The sequence below is a fragment of the Leptospira mtsangambouensis genome (assembly GCF_004770475.1).
GTDB classification, from domain to species: Bacteria; Spirochaetota; Leptospiria; order Leptospirales; family Leptospiraceae; genus Leptospira_A; species Leptospira_A mtsangambouensis.
In genome coordinates, this window is sequence record NZ_RQHK01000002.1 from 866,333 (window position 1) to 881,568 (window position 15,236).

Below are 15,236 nucleotides of genomic sequence, written 5' to 3' on the forward strand. Positions count from 1 at the left end.
CATACGGTGCTTGTGGGCTAGATGGTGATGATTCATTCAGATCTTAAATTTAGTAGAGAGGCAAAAGAATAAAAAAAGAGACCTAAGGGTTTTTGTCCCAAAGATCTCTTTTTGTATCCACCCTAAACTCTGATCGAAACGACCAGAGTGTAAGATCTTGATTGGAGTTTAGATTTTACGAACAGCCAGTCGTGGATCCGCAAGAGATACACTTCAGGCAAGCTCCGTTACGAACCATTTGGAAGGAACCACATTCTGTGCAGGAATCTCCTGTATAGCCTTTGGTTCTCGCTTCTCCAATGATTTTCAAAGTTGCTGCTGCCGATTGTGCTGCTGTTGGTGTTCCACCTGCCACGGCTACCGGTTCCGGTTTTTCTTCCAAAACAGACTTCATGGAAATGGGAGAAACTTGTAGCGGAACACGGAGTCCGCTACTTTCTTGCTTTCCCACTAGATCCTTTGTTGGATCTGCTTTTCTTCCTACTTCATCTGTTCTTAGGTCCTCGGGAGATACTTGTGCCAAGTCGTATCTTCCTAGGTAGGTAATGGCAAGTTCTCTAAAGATGTAATCGATCACAGAAGTTGACATCTTAATGTGAGGGTTGCCAGAAACCATACCGTTTGGCTCAAACTTGAAGAATGTAAAAGCTTCTACAAATTCTTCTAGTGGAACTCCATGTTGTAAACCAAGAGAAACTGCGATCGCAAACGCATTTGTAAGAGAACGGAAAGCCGCTCCTTCTTTATGCATATCGATAAAGATTTCACCCAGTTGGCCATCTTCGTATTCTCCTGTGCGGAGATATACTTTGTGACCACCAACCATAGCTTTTTGTGTATAACCTGCACGACGGTGTGGAAGTTTTCTTCTTTCCGCAATGTATTTATAAACAAGTTTTTCCGCAACTTCTGTTACCGTTTTGGGAGCAGAAGAAGTTTGAAGTTCTTCCTCTTCCTCACCCACAGCACTTAACAACTGGAATACGGAGTTAAGTGGTTGTGAAAGTTTGGATCCATCACGGTAAAGTGCGTTTGCTTTGATCATTACTTTCCAAGACATGAGGTATGCATTTTTAACATCCTCTATGGTTGCCTCCTCGGGAAGGTTGATCGTTTTGGAAATCGCACCCGAAATGAATGGTTGTGCCGCAGCCATAATTCGGATATGTGATTGATAAGATAAGAAACGTTTTCCGTATTTTCCACATTTGTTTGCACAATCAAAAACAGCTAGGTCTTTCTCTTTGATAAAAGGTGCGTTTTCGATAGTCATCGTTCCGCAAACATAATCATTGGCTTGAGTGATTTCATCTGCAGAAAATCCAAGTGTCTCTAAAAGGTTAAAACTCATAGAGTTATAAACTGCCGGCTCAAATCCTAATGTTTTGGATAGGAAATCTTCGCCTAACGTAAACTTGTTGAATGCGAATTGGATATCAAAAACAAATGGAAGTTGTTTTTCGAGTTTTTCCAATACATCTTCTGTAAAACCTTTTTCTTTCAAACGAGCTGTGTTCACACCAGGGGCACCGTTGAAAGTTGCATGACCTTTACAGTAGTTCACAATGGCATCTTGTTCTGCTTGGCTGTACCCAAGTTTTTTAAGAGCCACTGGCACTGATTGGTTGATGATTTTGAAGTATCCACCACCAGCTAATTTTTTGTATTTCACGAGAGCAAAGTCTGGTTCGATTCCTGTAGTGTCACAGTCCATCACTAGACCAATGGTTCCTGTAGGTGCAATGACAGTAACTTGTGCGTTACGGTATCCATACAATTCACCAAGTTCTAACGCTCTGTCTGAATCTTCTTTTGCTGCTTCCAGTAAGTAGGAAGGAAGGAACGATGGATTGATTCCCACTGGAGTGATGGTTAGGCCTTCGTATTCTTCTTTTGGTGCATTGTAAGCAGCACGTCTGTGGTTACGAATGACACGGAGCATATGATCCTTGTTTTTTTCGTATCCAGCAAACGGTCCAAGTTCTTTTGCCATCTCTGCTGAGGTTGCATAAGAAGTCATATGCATGATGGAAGAAATCGCACCAGTCACAGCCATCGCTTCTTGTGAATCATAAGGAATTCCCATGATCATGAGAAGGGAACCAAGGTTTGCATATCCCAGTCCTAAAGTTCTAAACTTGTAAGAGAGTTCTGCAATTTCTTTGGAAGGGAACTGCGCCATAAGTACAGATACTTCTAAGATGATGGTCCAAATTTTGTTTAAGTAACGGTATCCCGCTACATCAAAACTTCCATCTTCTTTTAAGAATTTAACAAGGTTTGCGGAAGCCAAGTTACATGCAGTATTGTCGAGGAACATATACTCAGAACATGGGTTCGATGCATTGATCGCTCCATCTTCTGGACAAGTATGCCATTCGTTGATCGTGCTATGATACTGCGTTCCTGGGTCTGCAGAGTTCCAAGCAGCATTGGCAATTCTTTCCCAAAGATCCCGCGCACGTAAAGTTTTAGAAGGTTTTGCTTCTCTATTTGCTGCCTTTGCTTTTTCTTTTTCCGTTCTGTTATAAAGGTGGAAAGGAAGGTCTTTTTCCACTGCTTCCATAAACTCATTTGTGATTCGCACGGAGTTATTGGAGTTTTGTCCAGAAACAGTATTATAAGCTTCGGATTGCCAATCAGTGGTTAATTCTTCAAAGAGTAAGTCTTTGTAACCTTGTTTGGAAAGGTCAATCACTCGTTTGATGTAGTTGTCTGGAACAAATGCTTTCCTTGCTTTTTGGATCGCTTTTTTGAGATCTAAATTGGCAGCTGGATCGTAAACCGCTTCTTCACCAAGTGTCTGTTTGGCGGAAGAACAAGCACTCATAATATCATTGAGGAGGCGGTTGTTGAGAATGGACCCCGTAACAAGGGATGCCACTTTTTTCTCTTCTTGCACTTTCCAATCGATGAACTCTTCGATGTCCGGATGGTCCATATCAAGGCAAACCATCTTCGCTGCACGACGAGTGGTTCCACCTGATTTGATGGCTCCCGCAGCTCTGTCCCCAATTTTAAGGAAAGACATGAGCCCAGAACTTTTTCCACCACCAGAGAGAGATTCATTGGCAGCACGTAAGTTAGAAAAGTTAGTTCCTGTTCCTGATCCGTATTTGAAAAGACGAGCTTCACGAACCCAAAGGTCCATAATTCCGCCTTCATTCACTAAATCATCATCCACTGATTGGATGAAACAAGCGTGGGGTTGTGGGTGTTCGTAAGAAGAGGCCGACCTTACTAGTTTTCCCGATTTTGGATCCACATAGTAGTGGCCTTGCGATTTTCCATCAATTCCATAAGCCCAGTGGAGTCCTGTATTGAACCACTGTGGGGAATTGGGTGCAGCCATTTGGCTTGCGAGCATAAAAATAACTTCTTCATAGAAGACACGAGCGCTATCTTCATCTGTAAAATAACCGTATTTATAACCCCAATACGTCCAACATCCCGCAAGGCGGTGGAAAACTTGTTTGGAATCAGATTCGCCTACAAATCTATCTTCTGGGTTGAGAGCGGAAAGTTTTTCATCGTCCGGAACCGAACGTTGTAACCATTCAGGAATTCCTTTTTCTGCTACTTTCTTTAAATATTTGGGAACACCTTTTCTTCGAAAGTATTTCTGCGCGAGGATATCTGTTGCTACCTGCGACCAAAAATCCGGAACTTCCACTCCGTTGGCCTCAAATACAACTGACCCGTCAGTATTCGTAATTTTAGAATCCTTACGGACCCAAGTTAAATTCGGGTAAAGACCCTTATTCCCTTTGGTAAAATGCCTCTCAATTTTCATGCAGACCCCATCTACAACAACATATACAATTTCTATTTTTTCCCCTACCAGGAGCGGAGAGGATTATGTCACAATGAAGGTATCTTTAGTTGGAAACATCCATTTTTTAAGCTTAGGTTCCCTGATTTTTTAGAATTTTTGCAAAATTTCTGTAGGCTCTGAATCTTTTTTTTCGTTGACCTAGCGACCTTCTTACGTAGCATGGTCACAGATTCGAGATTCCCCTTTAGCTCAGTCGGTAGAGCAAATGACTGTTAATCATTGGGTCGCTGGTTCGAGCCCAGCAGGGGGAGCCAATCGAGTCATTCTAGAGTTTTGAAATCCATCGACTCTCCGAAATCCCTTGCATCCTGGCTCCATTTTCTAGGTTTCTCCCTAAAATCAAAGCAATTTCAATGCCAGAAAATCAATTGTATCACTGTTCTTTTTAGTTTTCTCTATTTTTTTTCTCTCTGCCCGCTTTCTGGCGAAGGAAATTCTCCACCAGATTCTCCTCTCCTGGACTCAGAACAGATCCTTTTCATCACTGCAAAACCGGGTGAGACCACCGGATTTTTAAATTTTTATACACTCAATGAGGGAGAATGGGTATCAGTCCTTGAAAAAATACCGGTTCGTCTTGGGCGAAGTGGGCTTATTTCAGGAGAAAAAAAAAGAGAAGGGGACGGACACACTCCTTTGGGGATTTTTCCGATCCAAAGGATCGTTGGCAAACAAAAAAGACAAATTCGTAATTTAGAATACAATGAAATTCGAAAGAATTCTCATTGGAGTGATTCTCCCAGTTCCAAAAATTACAACCAACTCATAAAACACAGAGAAAAAGGTGCCGTATCTTTATGGGATTCTGAAATTTACGAATTATTTGTTGTGATTGAACACAATACAAAACCGGCAGTACCCGGTTTTGGCAGTATGATTTTTTTACATCCTTGGAATGATAACAAACCCACATCTGGTTGTGTGGGCGTCGAATTGAAATGGTTAGAGGAATTGGTCAATCAATTGGATGGAAACAAGTTCCCTTTTCTAGTAATTGTTGAAACATAAGAGAATTTTCAGTTCTAAAATTAAAAACTAATTTAAGTTCAGATATTTATTTTCAATAAAACAAAGGAAATTTCTGTTTTAACACTTGACGAATGACACATAACTCGTGTTTTATTTAGCCATGAAACAATCATTCAAATCCATTCTCTTGATATGCTCTTTGATCACATTCATTGGATGTGTAACTCCAGTCAAGAAGCCCACTACTAACAATATTAATAATAAATCAGGTGCTGTTACCTTAAAAATTGGTTTCCCCATATATTTTCCTTTGGTGCCTGATAGATTAGCATCGAAAGTATTTTTGATGAAATTATCAAAAGATAAAAAAAACTATGCGGAATTGCCTATAGTCGAATCCACATTTGAAAGTCGTGATCAGGTAACTTTTTTAAATTTAGAACCTGGTGATTATGTTATAGCTGGCTTTTATCGATTGGATCAACAGTCCAACCATTCTGCAGACTTGTTCGTAATTTTAGATGATGAATCAATTACAAAATCGACCTTTCGAGTCAAAGAGAATGAAATGAATATTCTAGGAACTATATACTGTATGTTTGCAAAAGATGGTCTGAATTTACAAGGAAACCAGTTAGAACTATCAAAAAAAATCGCACCAGGTGTAGAAAACAATAGAGCAGGTGTTTTATTGACGGCTGCCTTCGGCGGACATACTAAACAGGTTCGAATTGAAACGATTACGAAAATTAAAAATTCTCCAGAAGAAATTGATTCATTTAAACCAGTTCTTTCGGAAAGTTTTGAAGGTACAATTTGGAAAAGTCATTTTAAAAATTTAAACTAAAGTAGAAAAACAAAAAAAAACGGTATTGATTTGCAATACCGGTAAAAATGTTGTTTAGGATTTTAAAAAAAGTTAAAAGGACTGCAAAACAAAGTCTTTGTACTCAGGCGTTTTCATTTCCTTTTCCCAACGACTCCAGGTATAAGGCCACATCGCAGGGTCACCATCTGGATCCAAATACCAACTTTGACAACCACCGAGCCAAACAGTATTTTTCATTCCAGCTTTGAGGTAAGCCGCAAATTGTTTTAAAGCATCTTCTGTCGTTTCAATGGAATCAAATTTCTTTTTTCTCCAATCTTGGATGATCTTCATTATATATTTAGTTTGCACTTCACTCATCGCAATGACAGAGAAATTTCCAATGGGAGTATTCGGTCCGAGCATCAATACAAAATTGGGAAAGTGGGGAATAAAGAGAGAGCGATAGGCTTGGACTTTCTTTTTCCAAACGGTTTCAATCGAGATTCCATCTTTTCCTGTTAGGTTCATTGGACGCATGAAGTTGAATGGGTGAAATCCTGTTGCTAAAATCAAAACATCCAGTTCATGGAGTTTTCCATCTTTAGTCACCACTCCTTTTTCAGTGATTTTTTCAATCCCTTCTGTCACCAAATCCGCATTTGGTTTTTGAATCGCATCATAGAAGGTAGAATTTACAATCACACGTTTGCAACCTACGCGGTAGTTAGGTGTTAGTTTTGTCCGTAATACTGGATCTTTGACAGATTTTTTTAGATTTCTTTTACAAAGAAAACTCATAAGCATATGAGGGAGTTTTTTCCCAATAACGGCTTTTGAAAACGTTTGTTCTACAGCAAATGTATACCATTTATGAAAACGTTTGAGGATGTTACGGTCATTTCTCCAACGTTCTTTATCCTTTTCAGAATAATTGGCATCTGGAACCTTAACGATCCATTGAGGAGTTCTTTGGAAAACGGAAACTTTTTTCCCCACTTTGACCATTTCTGGAATTACTTGTGCTGCCGTGGAACCTGTTCCTATGATTCCAATTCGTTTTCCATTTAAGTCAACCGAATGATCCCATTCAGCTGTATGAAAACATTTTCCTTGGAAGGAATCAAGTCCAGGAATGTTCGGACGAGCAGGGTGGTGTAAAATCCCCGTTGCAGAAATCAGAAAATCGGATACGTATGTTTTTCCTTTATTTGTTTTTGTTGTCCATTTTCCATTGTTATACGATGCCTCTGAAACGGCTTCATTGAAATGGATTTTGGGTGTGACTTTGTATTTTTCACTGACTCGTTTGAAGTAAGCTTGGATTTCGTCTCCATGGGCAAAACGATGGCTCCATTCCGGATTCGGTTCAAAACTGTAAGTATACATATGAGCAGGAATGTCGCAAGCAACACCGGGATAGGTGTTTTCTCTCCAAGTTCCTCCCAGATCGTTTTTTTTCTCTAAGATGGTAACGTCTGTGATCCCTGCTTTTTCTAGTTCAATCGCAAGTAGGATGCCTGTCATTCCTGCACCGATCACCACGACTGATGGATTTCTAAGAAGTGATGTTGTCATTTAAGTTCCTCATTTGGTATTTTCCGATCTTTGGTCTGTTACGAGAACATGGTTCTGTAGTTTACAACTGAAAGAGTATGACATAGGATTATTGAACGTTTGCAATAAAAAAAACATAAATGTGATAAAAAAGGTAAAAGTAAATTTGTAATTGGAATCATACTGATTCTAGAAATTTGCATATGAACACAGATGGGATTAGTTCAGGAGTATCTCAGTTAGCATCTGTTAACCTAATGGATCCTATCGATTTTTAGAGCAAACGACAAAAGCACAAAACTACACGGAAGGATTCAATTTAAAAATAGAAGTGGCTTCGTATTATTTTAATTAAGTATTGACTTAATTAAGTGATTGCTTAATTAATACATTATGAATGCTTTTGCAGTGTTGGCAGATGAGACAAGAAGGGATATTGTGCGACTCGTAGCTAAAAATGGAGAGCTCACTTCCACAGAAATTAGTCAAAATTTTCAAATGAGTCCTCCTGCTGTCTCACAACATCTAAAATTACTCAAAGAAGCAAAAATCCTACATGTGAAAAAAGAAGCACAGAAACGTATTTATAGCCTGAACCAACAAGGAATGAAGGAAATGGAAGATTGGATGATCGAAATAAAGAACCTCTGGGTGAAACGTTTGGATAAATTGGATCGTTATGTCATGAAATTAAAAATGGAGAGATCAAATGATAAAAAATAATTTAGAAACAGTCGTTGAAGAAAACAAAGTTACGTATAAAAAATATTTCGATGTTCCAGTGGATCTTCTTTTTGAAGTTTGGTCGAGCCCCGAACACCTAACAGAATGGTGGGGTCCCGATGGATTTACGTTAACAATCAAAAGTTTAGATTTTTCCAATGGTGGGATTTGGGAGTTTATTATGCATGGCCCAGATGGTCATGATTATAAAAACAAAATCCAGTTTATTGAAATCAAAAAACCGAATCTCATATCTTATAAACATATTGGTGATGGAGAGGGAGACGAAGATGTAAACTTCCAATCAAAGATTATTTTAGAAACTAGTGGAAATGGAACGAATCTTCTTATGGAACAAATTTTTTCAAGTAAAGAAGAACTCGAACGAGTGAATCAAAAATACGGTGCTATCGAAGGTGGGAAACAACATGTGGGCAACTTGGCAAATTATTTGGATAAAATAAAGTAGGGGGACTGTTCCATGAAAATAAATCTTTCAACTATGTTGATTCTTAATCTCTTTATTTTAGTTTTCAATGGATGCCATTCCCTAAAGGTTTCCGATGATTCGATAGATCAAAATGTTTTTGTTATCAATCGAACCTTTAAAGCAAGTTCGAAATTGGTTTTTGAAGCCTGGGTGAATCCGGATCGATTTACGAAATGGTTGGGGCCTAAAGGTGCTTCCATGTATTTTATTAAGGCCGATGTAAAAGAAGGTAGAACTTCTCTTTGGTCTATGACTACTGCCGATGGAAAAACGAAGTTCGGTACCCTACATTATAAAATCATCAATTCCAGTGATCTAATTGTATATACCCAAAATTTTTCGGACATATCAGGAAATTTAGTCAAAGCACCCTTTTCTCAAGCCTATCCTGACAAACTCCTAACTACCGTTCATTTTTCTCCTGATGGATCCAATAGTACGAAAGTTTCTGTTCGATGGGAAATTTTCGGAAATGCTACCGATGCAGAAAGACAAACCTTTCAAAGTTTGAAACCAGTAATGCAAATTGGTTGGTCTGATTCCTTCGACAAACTAGATTCTATCTTATTAGAAGGGAAATAAATTCGATTGTTTGAGAGCCCCTGGGATGGTAAAGGCAAACTAGGTTTTATGTAACGGATTCGATATTCAACTTCCCATAATTAGTATTATGTCGCATTAGGGGTGATGGGTTTTTGAGTGTACTCGTACATCCTTTACAGTTTTGTTTCTATACATACTTTACAAAAAGGATCATAGAAATCCTGATCCAGACGGTAATGAGGATGGCATTGTTTAAATACGTTTTGGGGTTCTTAGAAATTTTTGTTTGTTCGTTGAAACTCTTCCTATCTTACTTTGAGTGTTTAGATCTTCGGTGATTTTCACTGGGTTTAATTGTCCAAGACGACGTGCATATGCGTAGTGAGGATTTTTGTTGAGAATAGATTCTAGTAATGGGGTTAAAATATCGATGTCAGAAGTGTTTATTGGTATGAGTGTCACCAGCTCATAAAAAGCTACTTTTTCCGTAAGGTTCCCCCGCAAAAAACAATGACCTTCTAAAAAACTAAAGTCAGAAAATATTTTTTTCATTTCGTTTTGGAGGAAATGTTCATTTAATTTTTCTCCAACTAAATCGGAGATATCATCTTTTCTTCCAAGGAAACGTAATTCCGGAACTTGACCCATATGAGATATGACTTGAAATCGATCACCTAAACGATAACGGTAGAAACCACCTCCCGTAGTCATCACCACTTCGTATTCCATTCCCACCTGAAGTTCCTCTGGTAAATGAATGCTTCCTTTAGAATCCATAAATTCAAAAAAATGCGAAGTATATGCTAATAAATTTTTAGGGGTTTGAGAGTCGGTGTAAAATGGAACAGTGATAGCTCCTTCCGTAGCAAATACAGATTTAGATTCATAACTAATGTGAGGAAGAATTTTTTTCAATTGTAAGGATGATGACTCGGCAAATGAATCGGTCCATAAACTAATTCTCTTTAGACTCGGCCAAATATTCTCCCAAGGAGGATCAGATAAGAGGAATTTTTTTAGTTCGTTTCCTCGTTTTGGATCCTTGATTGTTAAGGAAGAAATTCTTTTTTCCCAATTTGTTTTCAGTGGCTCAGATATGGTTCCTTTCTCCAAGTCTTCTATCAATTTATTTTTATCTTTCTTTATTCTTTCGAGTATGGAGATGAAAAAACTGGGGTGCCAAATAGAAATAAAAGAAATATTTTTTGCCGCTAATAATCTTAAACAGGTTACATACATAACGTAGTTTGTATCAGGAATCTGGCTCAACCATTCCGGAACAATGAGTAATGATTTTGCAAAAAGACGTTCTAAGGGTTTTAAATAATCTCCATCCTTATCAAAGCCGACAGTTATTTTTTTATCTTTCCTTTCTGGAAAACCAGATGGAGAAACCGAAAAATAAAATTGGCCATTTTTGGTTTCCGGAAATTTTTGAAATAATCCATAAATCCAAATACTAATTGCATTTGAATATTCCTTTGACAATTTTTCAGTAAAAGGAATGAATTTGTTTTTTCCCGAACTGCCGCTACTTAAACCCATTCTTTTTATTTTTGACTGAGTTAATACATCTGGCTCTCCCTCTAAAATAGAGTCTAAAAATTCTTCATAATCATTGTATTCGGAAATTGGAATTCTTTTTTGAAATTCTTCAATCTCCCAATGGGAGCGAATAGAGTGTTTTTTCCCAAATTTTGTATTTTCTGCTAAGTTTAAAATTTTTTTCAAATTTTCTTTTTGTACATTTGAAAGATTGTTTTGGTTTTTGAGAAAATATTGGTAAGGAGCGAAACAACTTAGTTTCCAAATATTCGAAATAATATTACGGGTGTTCATTGTTTGAAGTTAAGTATCTATAAATGAATGGAAGAATATTGTCTTTAGAGAATTTCGCAATACAAACAAGTTCTTCACCTAAAACATAGTTGGGATTTGCTGATGCAAAGAATTTGATATAGGGATCTTTTGAGTTTTCTATGGCTTTCTTGTCCGATTCAATTTCTATTATGGTTTGGATATTTGTTTTTCTTTTTAAAATCCCTTTCGTTGGATCAAAATCGTCTCCGAAGTTTTGGATAGAAATTAAATTTCTTAAGAGTTTTAGGTCTTCGTAGCTTCCCTCCGGTTTAGGGAAAAAATCTTTAAAAAAAACGGAAAGGTATCGGTATGTGCGAAAACCTTTTGAAGTTAATAACCAATACAATGGATACTTCCCTTCAGAAACTTTTAACATAAACTTGCCCCAGTATATGGGAATCGCTAAACTTCCTCGGAATTCTTTGGCAAGTACTGTATCGCCAGAATAAGCAATTTGTATTGTTTGGTTATCTAACTCCATTGTATTGATCTTTAGGCTAGTAAATCCTTCGATAGATTGGTCATTGTAAAATAGCAATATTTTTGTTTTTTCTTTTAAATCGGCTTGGAAGTAAAATAAATTCATGCCCGTATAATTTTTAACCATTAAATCATACATTTGGTTGATTTGAGATTCTGAAAGATCTGTTGGTTCTACAATTTCACAATTTAAATTTAAAGAAGACCTGCTTCCCATTCGCTAAATCCTTTCTGTAGAGAATTTGAAATTGGTGACTTTGCCTCCCAATTCACTAGATACCCGTGGCTTTGTATTTTCCATGCAGGTATTTGGTTTGTAGTGTCATACCAAGGATCGTTTTTTGCAAGCGTATAACATAGGTATGTGTTTGGAAATTCTTCTTTCGTTTTTTCCAATATCTTATTTAGAATTGAATTTAAGTATTTTGTTTGGCTTTGTTTTATTTTCAGTTGGGTTAAAAATACGTATGATAGTTCAGCTCTCACTTCTGGTAGCGAAGGTAATCTCCTAATTTTAGCCCAACAATTATAAAAAAAACGTAGAACTTTCCAGTAATCATTGTATTTCAAAATTTTCCAACGTTTCCAAGCTGATTGATCCCAAAGGGAAAAAACGGCTATCAATTCATGGTTTGTGTATATGGAAAACTTCCGAACGTTTAACTGTTTTTCAATAAAATTTGGAACCACAAGAGAGAGAAAGCTATGATTCCTGTGGGACTGGTTTAGATAAGTTTCAACTATTGAATTTGAAAATATTTGAATTTGCAAATTTTTCATTTCTTTTGAAACAGTTGGATTCCATATAAATGTGGTTAAGTGGTCGATAAAGTGGTAATTGGGTAGTCCTGCACGCGCTGAGGTAAGGATTTTTAGTGCATTTTTGTTTTCTGATTGAATGGTTGTGAGGTAACCTCGACAAGTTTTTTGATTATGGAGTTCTTTTAGTTTTTTATAACCTTTTGCGAGTGCAATTCCCGATCGGAATTCTTTTAAAAGTCTAAGACCACTTAAAATACCCAACCGTTGTTTGGTTCCATTTAATATATAATTCAATTCCGTTCGATGTCCAATACCTACGATTTTACCTGAGTGAGAATCTCTACCAATTATGATGTCGGGATTGAATCCTTCCTTTAATAAAGATTCGAAGTAGGATGGTGAACGATCTAAGGCGAGTTTGAATCCTCCTTCTGATGGAAATTGTGAACTGAAACTGACAAGTTCTTCATCTTCTTTTTTATTTGCACTATGAATTTTTACTGAATGCAAGTGCGGTATCCTTTACTTTTAAGAGCTCACCCTTAAAGGTGAGGTCGCCGAGTGGATATAAGTCTCTGAGTGCGGCTTCTTTTCTCAATAGTAAGTTGATAAATAAATAAGCTTGTAACATAAAAAAACTACCAGAATTGGTTTTAGAAAACATCCGTTTCCAAATTGATGTGTAGGAATAAAAAGATTTTCTGGCTTTTACACATTCTAATTGGATGGTTTCCGGATTTAGTTCCGTACGAAAGGGAACTTGTCCGTATTTGTATTCGTCTGCTAACCACCATTTGGGATAAATGAGTTTACCCTCTTCTTCCAGTCTTTTGTATAAAGGAGTACCAGGAAATGGAGTCAAATGATTGAATGCCGCCATAAAAATTTTATGTTTTATACAAAATGACACTGCTTCTTGGAAAGAATCCATTGTATCGTTTTCATAACCAAAAATAAAAGTAGCATAAAGTCTAATTCCGAATGCATTCATTTTAGAAACAGCTGCTTCGATCCCTCCTTTAGTTACGTTAAATGATTTGTTCATTTTTAATAGATTATCTTTGTTTAAAGATTCAAAACCGATTAGAACACCTTGGCAACCGCTCTCTTTAAGAAGTTGGAGCATTTCATCATCATGTGTCATTGTAATGGCGGCTTGACTAACCCATCGAATTTTTAATGGTATGAGGGCTCTGTAAAATTCCTTAGCTTGTTTGGGATGAGAGACAATATTATCGTCTACGAAAAAAATTAACTTACGTTTATCGGAAATACTTTTGATTTCATCTAAAATGGTTTCTATTTCTTTTCTATTTTGTGTAGAATCAAAATAGGTTTGAATCACGCAAAAGTCGCATTTAAACGTGCAACCTCGCGCAGCTTCCACTAAACCTATAGGCAAATATCGTTTTCCTTTTAAGATTGACCGGTCGGGTATTATTTTTGTTATATCGGGACGTTTTTCTGATTTGTAGAATCGTTTGAGTTGGCCAGATTCAAAATCAGAAATTAAGTTTTTCCATATAGCTTCGGCTTCACCAACTACTACAGCTTCCGCATATTCTGACACTTCCTCTGGAACTAAGGTTGCATGAAAACCACCCATAACCACAGGGATATTTCTTCTTCTGTATTCTGTCGCGATTTGGTAGGCTCGTTTTGCCGTGTATGTTTCAATGCTAATTGCGACTAGATCAGTTGGTTCATCGAAGGGTATTTTTTCCATTCGATCATCATAAAATTTGATATCTATGTGTTTGGGAGTTAAACCTGCCAAATGGGCGGCAGGTAATGACTCCATCTGCCAGCCTTTGATGTATTTTTTCCCCGGAATTCGCCCAATACAAGGATGTATGATGGTTAATCTCAAACTAACCCTCCACGACAAGTATAAAAACGGGAGAGGTTGTGCGCATAATATCTGTAAGCTGTATTAGCTGCAAGGACAATGGGAAAAATACTAGTAAAATTTCCTAAAACTCTTTTTCCAATTCCTTTAAAAGAATAAACTTCCTTCCAAACTCTTTCATGACCTAACTGTAATTCTTCAGGACTCATTTTTTTTGGTTGAAACACTACATGTTGGCCATCATACCTACTCCAGTCTTTACTTAAAATACGGTTATCGTTTTCTAAGCGGTTGAATAAAGCGGTGCCAGGAAAGGGAGTTAAAATTGAGAATCTAGGTAATCCAATTTGATTTTCGATGACAAAATCTCGGACTGCGTTAAAAGTTTCAATACTATCATCGTCATTTCCAAATACAAAAGTTCCATTGATAATGATCCCTGCATTCCTTAACTTGCGAATCAGATCTGAATAACCATCAGGATTGTTAAAAGTTTTTTTGGTGGTTTTTAACGTAGCTTTCGAAATACTTTCAAAACCAATGAGAAGTCCCTTACATCCACTTCTAATCAAAAGATCAAACAATTCTTCATCTCTACCGATGAGAGTTGTTGATAATCCAACCCAATAAATTTTTAAAGGGATTAACGCTCTGAATAATTCTTTTGCATAATCTTTATCTGCAATTAAATTTAAATCATAGAATAATACCTGTTTTGTTTTCCTTTGTTTGATATCTTCTATTATATGTTCAATGGGTTTCTGGTATGGTTTTCTTCCCCATGCAACAGGCACTACGCAAAACTCACAACTGTGAATGCAGCCTCTAGTGGCTTCGAATGTATTTAGTGTTTTATAACTTTTTTGATCTAATAGATCTCTTCTTGGAAAAGGTAGGTTTTCTTTTTTTTCTAAAGAGAAGGAATGAGACATTGTGTAATGTTTTTTTAATTTTAAGTTTTGAAAATCTCTCAAAAGTTCTGGCCATGATTCTTCTGCATAACCCGTTACAATCGAATCAGCATGTCTTTTGGCTTCCTCAGGAAGTAACGTGACATGGGGCCCGCCTAAAATGACTGTTTTTCCTTCTTGTCTAAATTTAGCGGCTAATTCATAACTTCTAGGTGCACTTCCCGTAATAACAGTCATACCCACCAAATCTGCTTCGATATTTAAAGGAAGGTCTTCAATCCCCTCATCATATATTTTTACCTCGGCTCCCATAGACTTAGGAACCAAAGCTGCTAGCGTAGTTAAGGTAAGCGGTGCCGCACGTAGGTCTTTGCGAAAAATACCGGTTTTATGCCGGTAGAGAGGACCCTTCGGTGAAATTAGGGCGATTTTTAAAGTTTGGGACACAG

Annotated in this window: 12 protein-coding genes and 1 tRNA gene; 6 read left to right on the forward strand and 7 right to left on the reverse strand. The window is 37.2% G+C overall.

Annotation, left to right across the window (positions count from 1 at the left end; translation table 11 throughout):
- Nucleotides 1-175: 175 nt before the first annotated feature.
- Nucleotides 176-3,793: a vitamin B12-dependent ribonucleotide reductase gene (locus EHR01_RS03945; RefSeq protein WP_135693296.1), complete on the reverse strand. Its 3,618-nt coding sequence runs from the start codon at nt 3,791-3,793 to the stop codon at nt 176-178.
- Nucleotides 3,794-4,013: 220 nt separating this feature from the next.
- Here EHR01_RS03945 and EHR01_RS03950 point away from each other — a divergent pair.
- The 3 genes from EHR01_RS03950 to EHR01_RS03960 all read left to right on the forward strand — a co-directional run bounded on the left by EHR01_RS03950 (nt 4,014) and on the right by EHR01_RS03960 (nt 5,651).
- A tRNA-Asn gene (locus tag EHR01_RS03950) sits at nt 4,014-4,089 on the forward strand.
- A gap of 19 nt (nt 4,090-4,108) precedes the next feature.
- Nucleotides 4,109-4,843 carry a L,D-transpeptidase family protein gene (locus tag EHR01_RS03955; RefSeq protein ID WP_135693298.1) on the forward strand — a complete coding sequence of 245 codons (735 nt, stop codon included), beginning with the start codon at nt 4,109-4,111 and terminating at the stop codon, nt 4,841-4,843.
- Between the two features lie 307 nt (nt 4,844-5,150).
- Nucleotides 5,151-5,651, forward strand: a complete 501-nt coding sequence (locus EHR01_RS03960) for a hypothetical protein (RefSeq protein ID WP_135693299.1) — start codon at nt 5,151-5,153, stop codon at nt 5,649-5,651.
- Between the two features lie 72 nt (nt 5,652-5,723).
- Here the strand turns inward: EHR01_RS03960 and EHR01_RS03965 are convergent, their stop codons facing one another.
- Complete coding sequence (locus tag EHR01_RS03965; RefSeq protein WP_135693300.1) at nt 5,724-7,190, reverse strand: flavin-containing monooxygenase; 1,467 nt, start codon at nt 7,188-7,190, stop codon at nt 5,724-5,726.
- Nucleotides 7,191-7,562: 372 nt separating this feature from the next.
- On the opposite strand from EHR01_RS03965, the gene EHR01_RS03970 reads away from it, so the two are divergent.
- From EHR01_RS03970 to EHR01_RS03980, 3 genes are read left to right on the forward strand one after another with little or no spacing between them, the layout of a single operon-like run.
- Nucleotides 7,563-7,892 (forward strand): ArsR/SmtB family transcription factor, encoded by a 330-nt coding sequence (locus EHR01_RS03970; RefSeq protein ID WP_135693302.1) that lies wholly within the window; start codon nt 7,563-7,565, stop codon nt 7,890-7,892.
- Complete coding sequence (locus EHR01_RS03975; RefSeq protein WP_135693304.1) at nt 7,879-8,361, forward strand: SRPBCC family protein; 483 nt, start codon at nt 7,879-7,881, stop codon at nt 8,359-8,361. The genes EHR01_RS03970 and EHR01_RS03975 overlap by 14 nt, the downstream gene beginning before the upstream one ends.
- 12 nt (nt 8,362-8,373) lie before the next feature.
- Nucleotides 8,374-8,964, forward strand: a complete 591-nt coding sequence (locus EHR01_RS03980) for an SRPBCC family protein (protein WP_135693305.1) — start codon at nt 8,374-8,376, stop codon at nt 8,962-8,964.
- 213 nt (nt 8,965-9,177) lie between these two features.
- Here EHR01_RS03980 and EHR01_RS03985 read toward each other — a convergent pair whose 3' ends face one another.
- The 5 genes from EHR01_RS03985 to EHR01_RS04005 are packed head-to-tail and all read right to left on the reverse strand — an operon-like array spanning nt 9,178 to nt 15,234.
- Complete coding sequence (locus EHR01_RS03985) at nt 9,178-10,764, reverse strand: GH3 family acyl-acid amido synthetase (RefSeq protein ID WP_135693308.1); 1,587 nt, start codon at nt 10,762-10,764, stop codon at nt 9,178-9,180.
- Nucleotides 10,751-11,482 carry a hypothetical protein gene (locus EHR01_RS03990; RefSeq protein ID WP_135693310.1) on the reverse strand — a complete coding sequence of 244 codons (732 nt, stop codon included), beginning with the start codon at nt 11,480-11,482 and terminating at the stop codon, nt 10,751-10,753. The genes EHR01_RS03985 and EHR01_RS03990 overlap by 14 nt, the downstream gene beginning before the upstream one ends.
- Complete coding sequence (locus tag EHR01_RS03995; protein WP_135693312.1) at nt 11,461-12,537, reverse strand: hypothetical protein; 1,077 nt, start codon at nt 12,535-12,537, stop codon at nt 11,461-11,463. Before EHR01_RS03995 ends, EHR01_RS03990 begins: the two co-directional genes overlap by 22 nt.
- Entirely contained in the window at nt 12,515-13,897 is a 1,383-nt protein-coding gene (locus tag EHR01_RS04000) for a B12-binding domain-containing radical SAM protein (RefSeq protein WP_244309968.1), read from the reverse strand. The genes EHR01_RS03995 and EHR01_RS04000 overlap by 23 nt, the downstream gene beginning before the upstream one ends.
- Nucleotides 13,894-15,234 carry a B12-binding domain-containing radical SAM protein gene (locus tag EHR01_RS04005; RefSeq protein WP_135693314.1) on the reverse strand — a complete coding sequence of 447 codons (1,341 nt, stop codon included), beginning with the start codon at nt 15,232-15,234 and terminating at the stop codon, nt 13,894-13,896. Before EHR01_RS04005 ends, EHR01_RS04000 begins: the two co-directional genes overlap by 4 nt.
- Between the last annotated feature and the right edge of the window lie 2 nt (nt 15,235-15,236).

Bases quoted from the DNA above. Each gene is read 5' to 3' on its own strand.
- EHR01_RS03960 (WP_135693299.1), top strand. From the start codon at position 5,151: ATGAAATTATCAAAAGATAAAAAAAACTATGCGGAATTGCCTATAGTC.
- EHR01_RS03945 (WP_135693296.1), bottom strand. From the start codon at position 3,793: ATGAAAATTGAGAGGCATTTTACCAAAGGGAATAAGGGTCTTTACCCG.
- EHR01_RS03985 (WP_135693308.1), bottom strand. From the start codon at position 10,764: ATGAACACCCGTAATATTATTTCGAATATTTGGAAACTAAGTTGTTTC.
- EHR01_RS03970 (WP_135693302.1), top strand. From the start codon at position 7,563: ATGAATGCTTTTGCAGTGTTGGCAGATGAGACAAGAAGGGATATTGTG.
- EHR01_RS03980 (WP_135693305.1), top strand. From the start codon at position 8,374: ATGAAAATAAATCTTTCAACTATGTTGATTCTTAATCTCTTTATTTTA.
- EHR01_RS03975 (WP_135693304.1), top strand. From the start codon at position 7,879: ATGATAAAAAATAATTTAGAAACAGTCGTTGAAGAAAACAAAGTTACG.
- EHR01_RS03990 (WP_135693310.1), bottom strand. From the start codon at position 11,482: ATGGGAAGCAGGTCTTCTTTAAATTTAAATTGTGAAATTGTAGAACCA.
- EHR01_RS03965 (WP_135693300.1), bottom strand. From the start codon at position 7,190: ATGACAACATCACTTCTTAGAAATCCATCAGTCGTGGTGATCGGTGCA.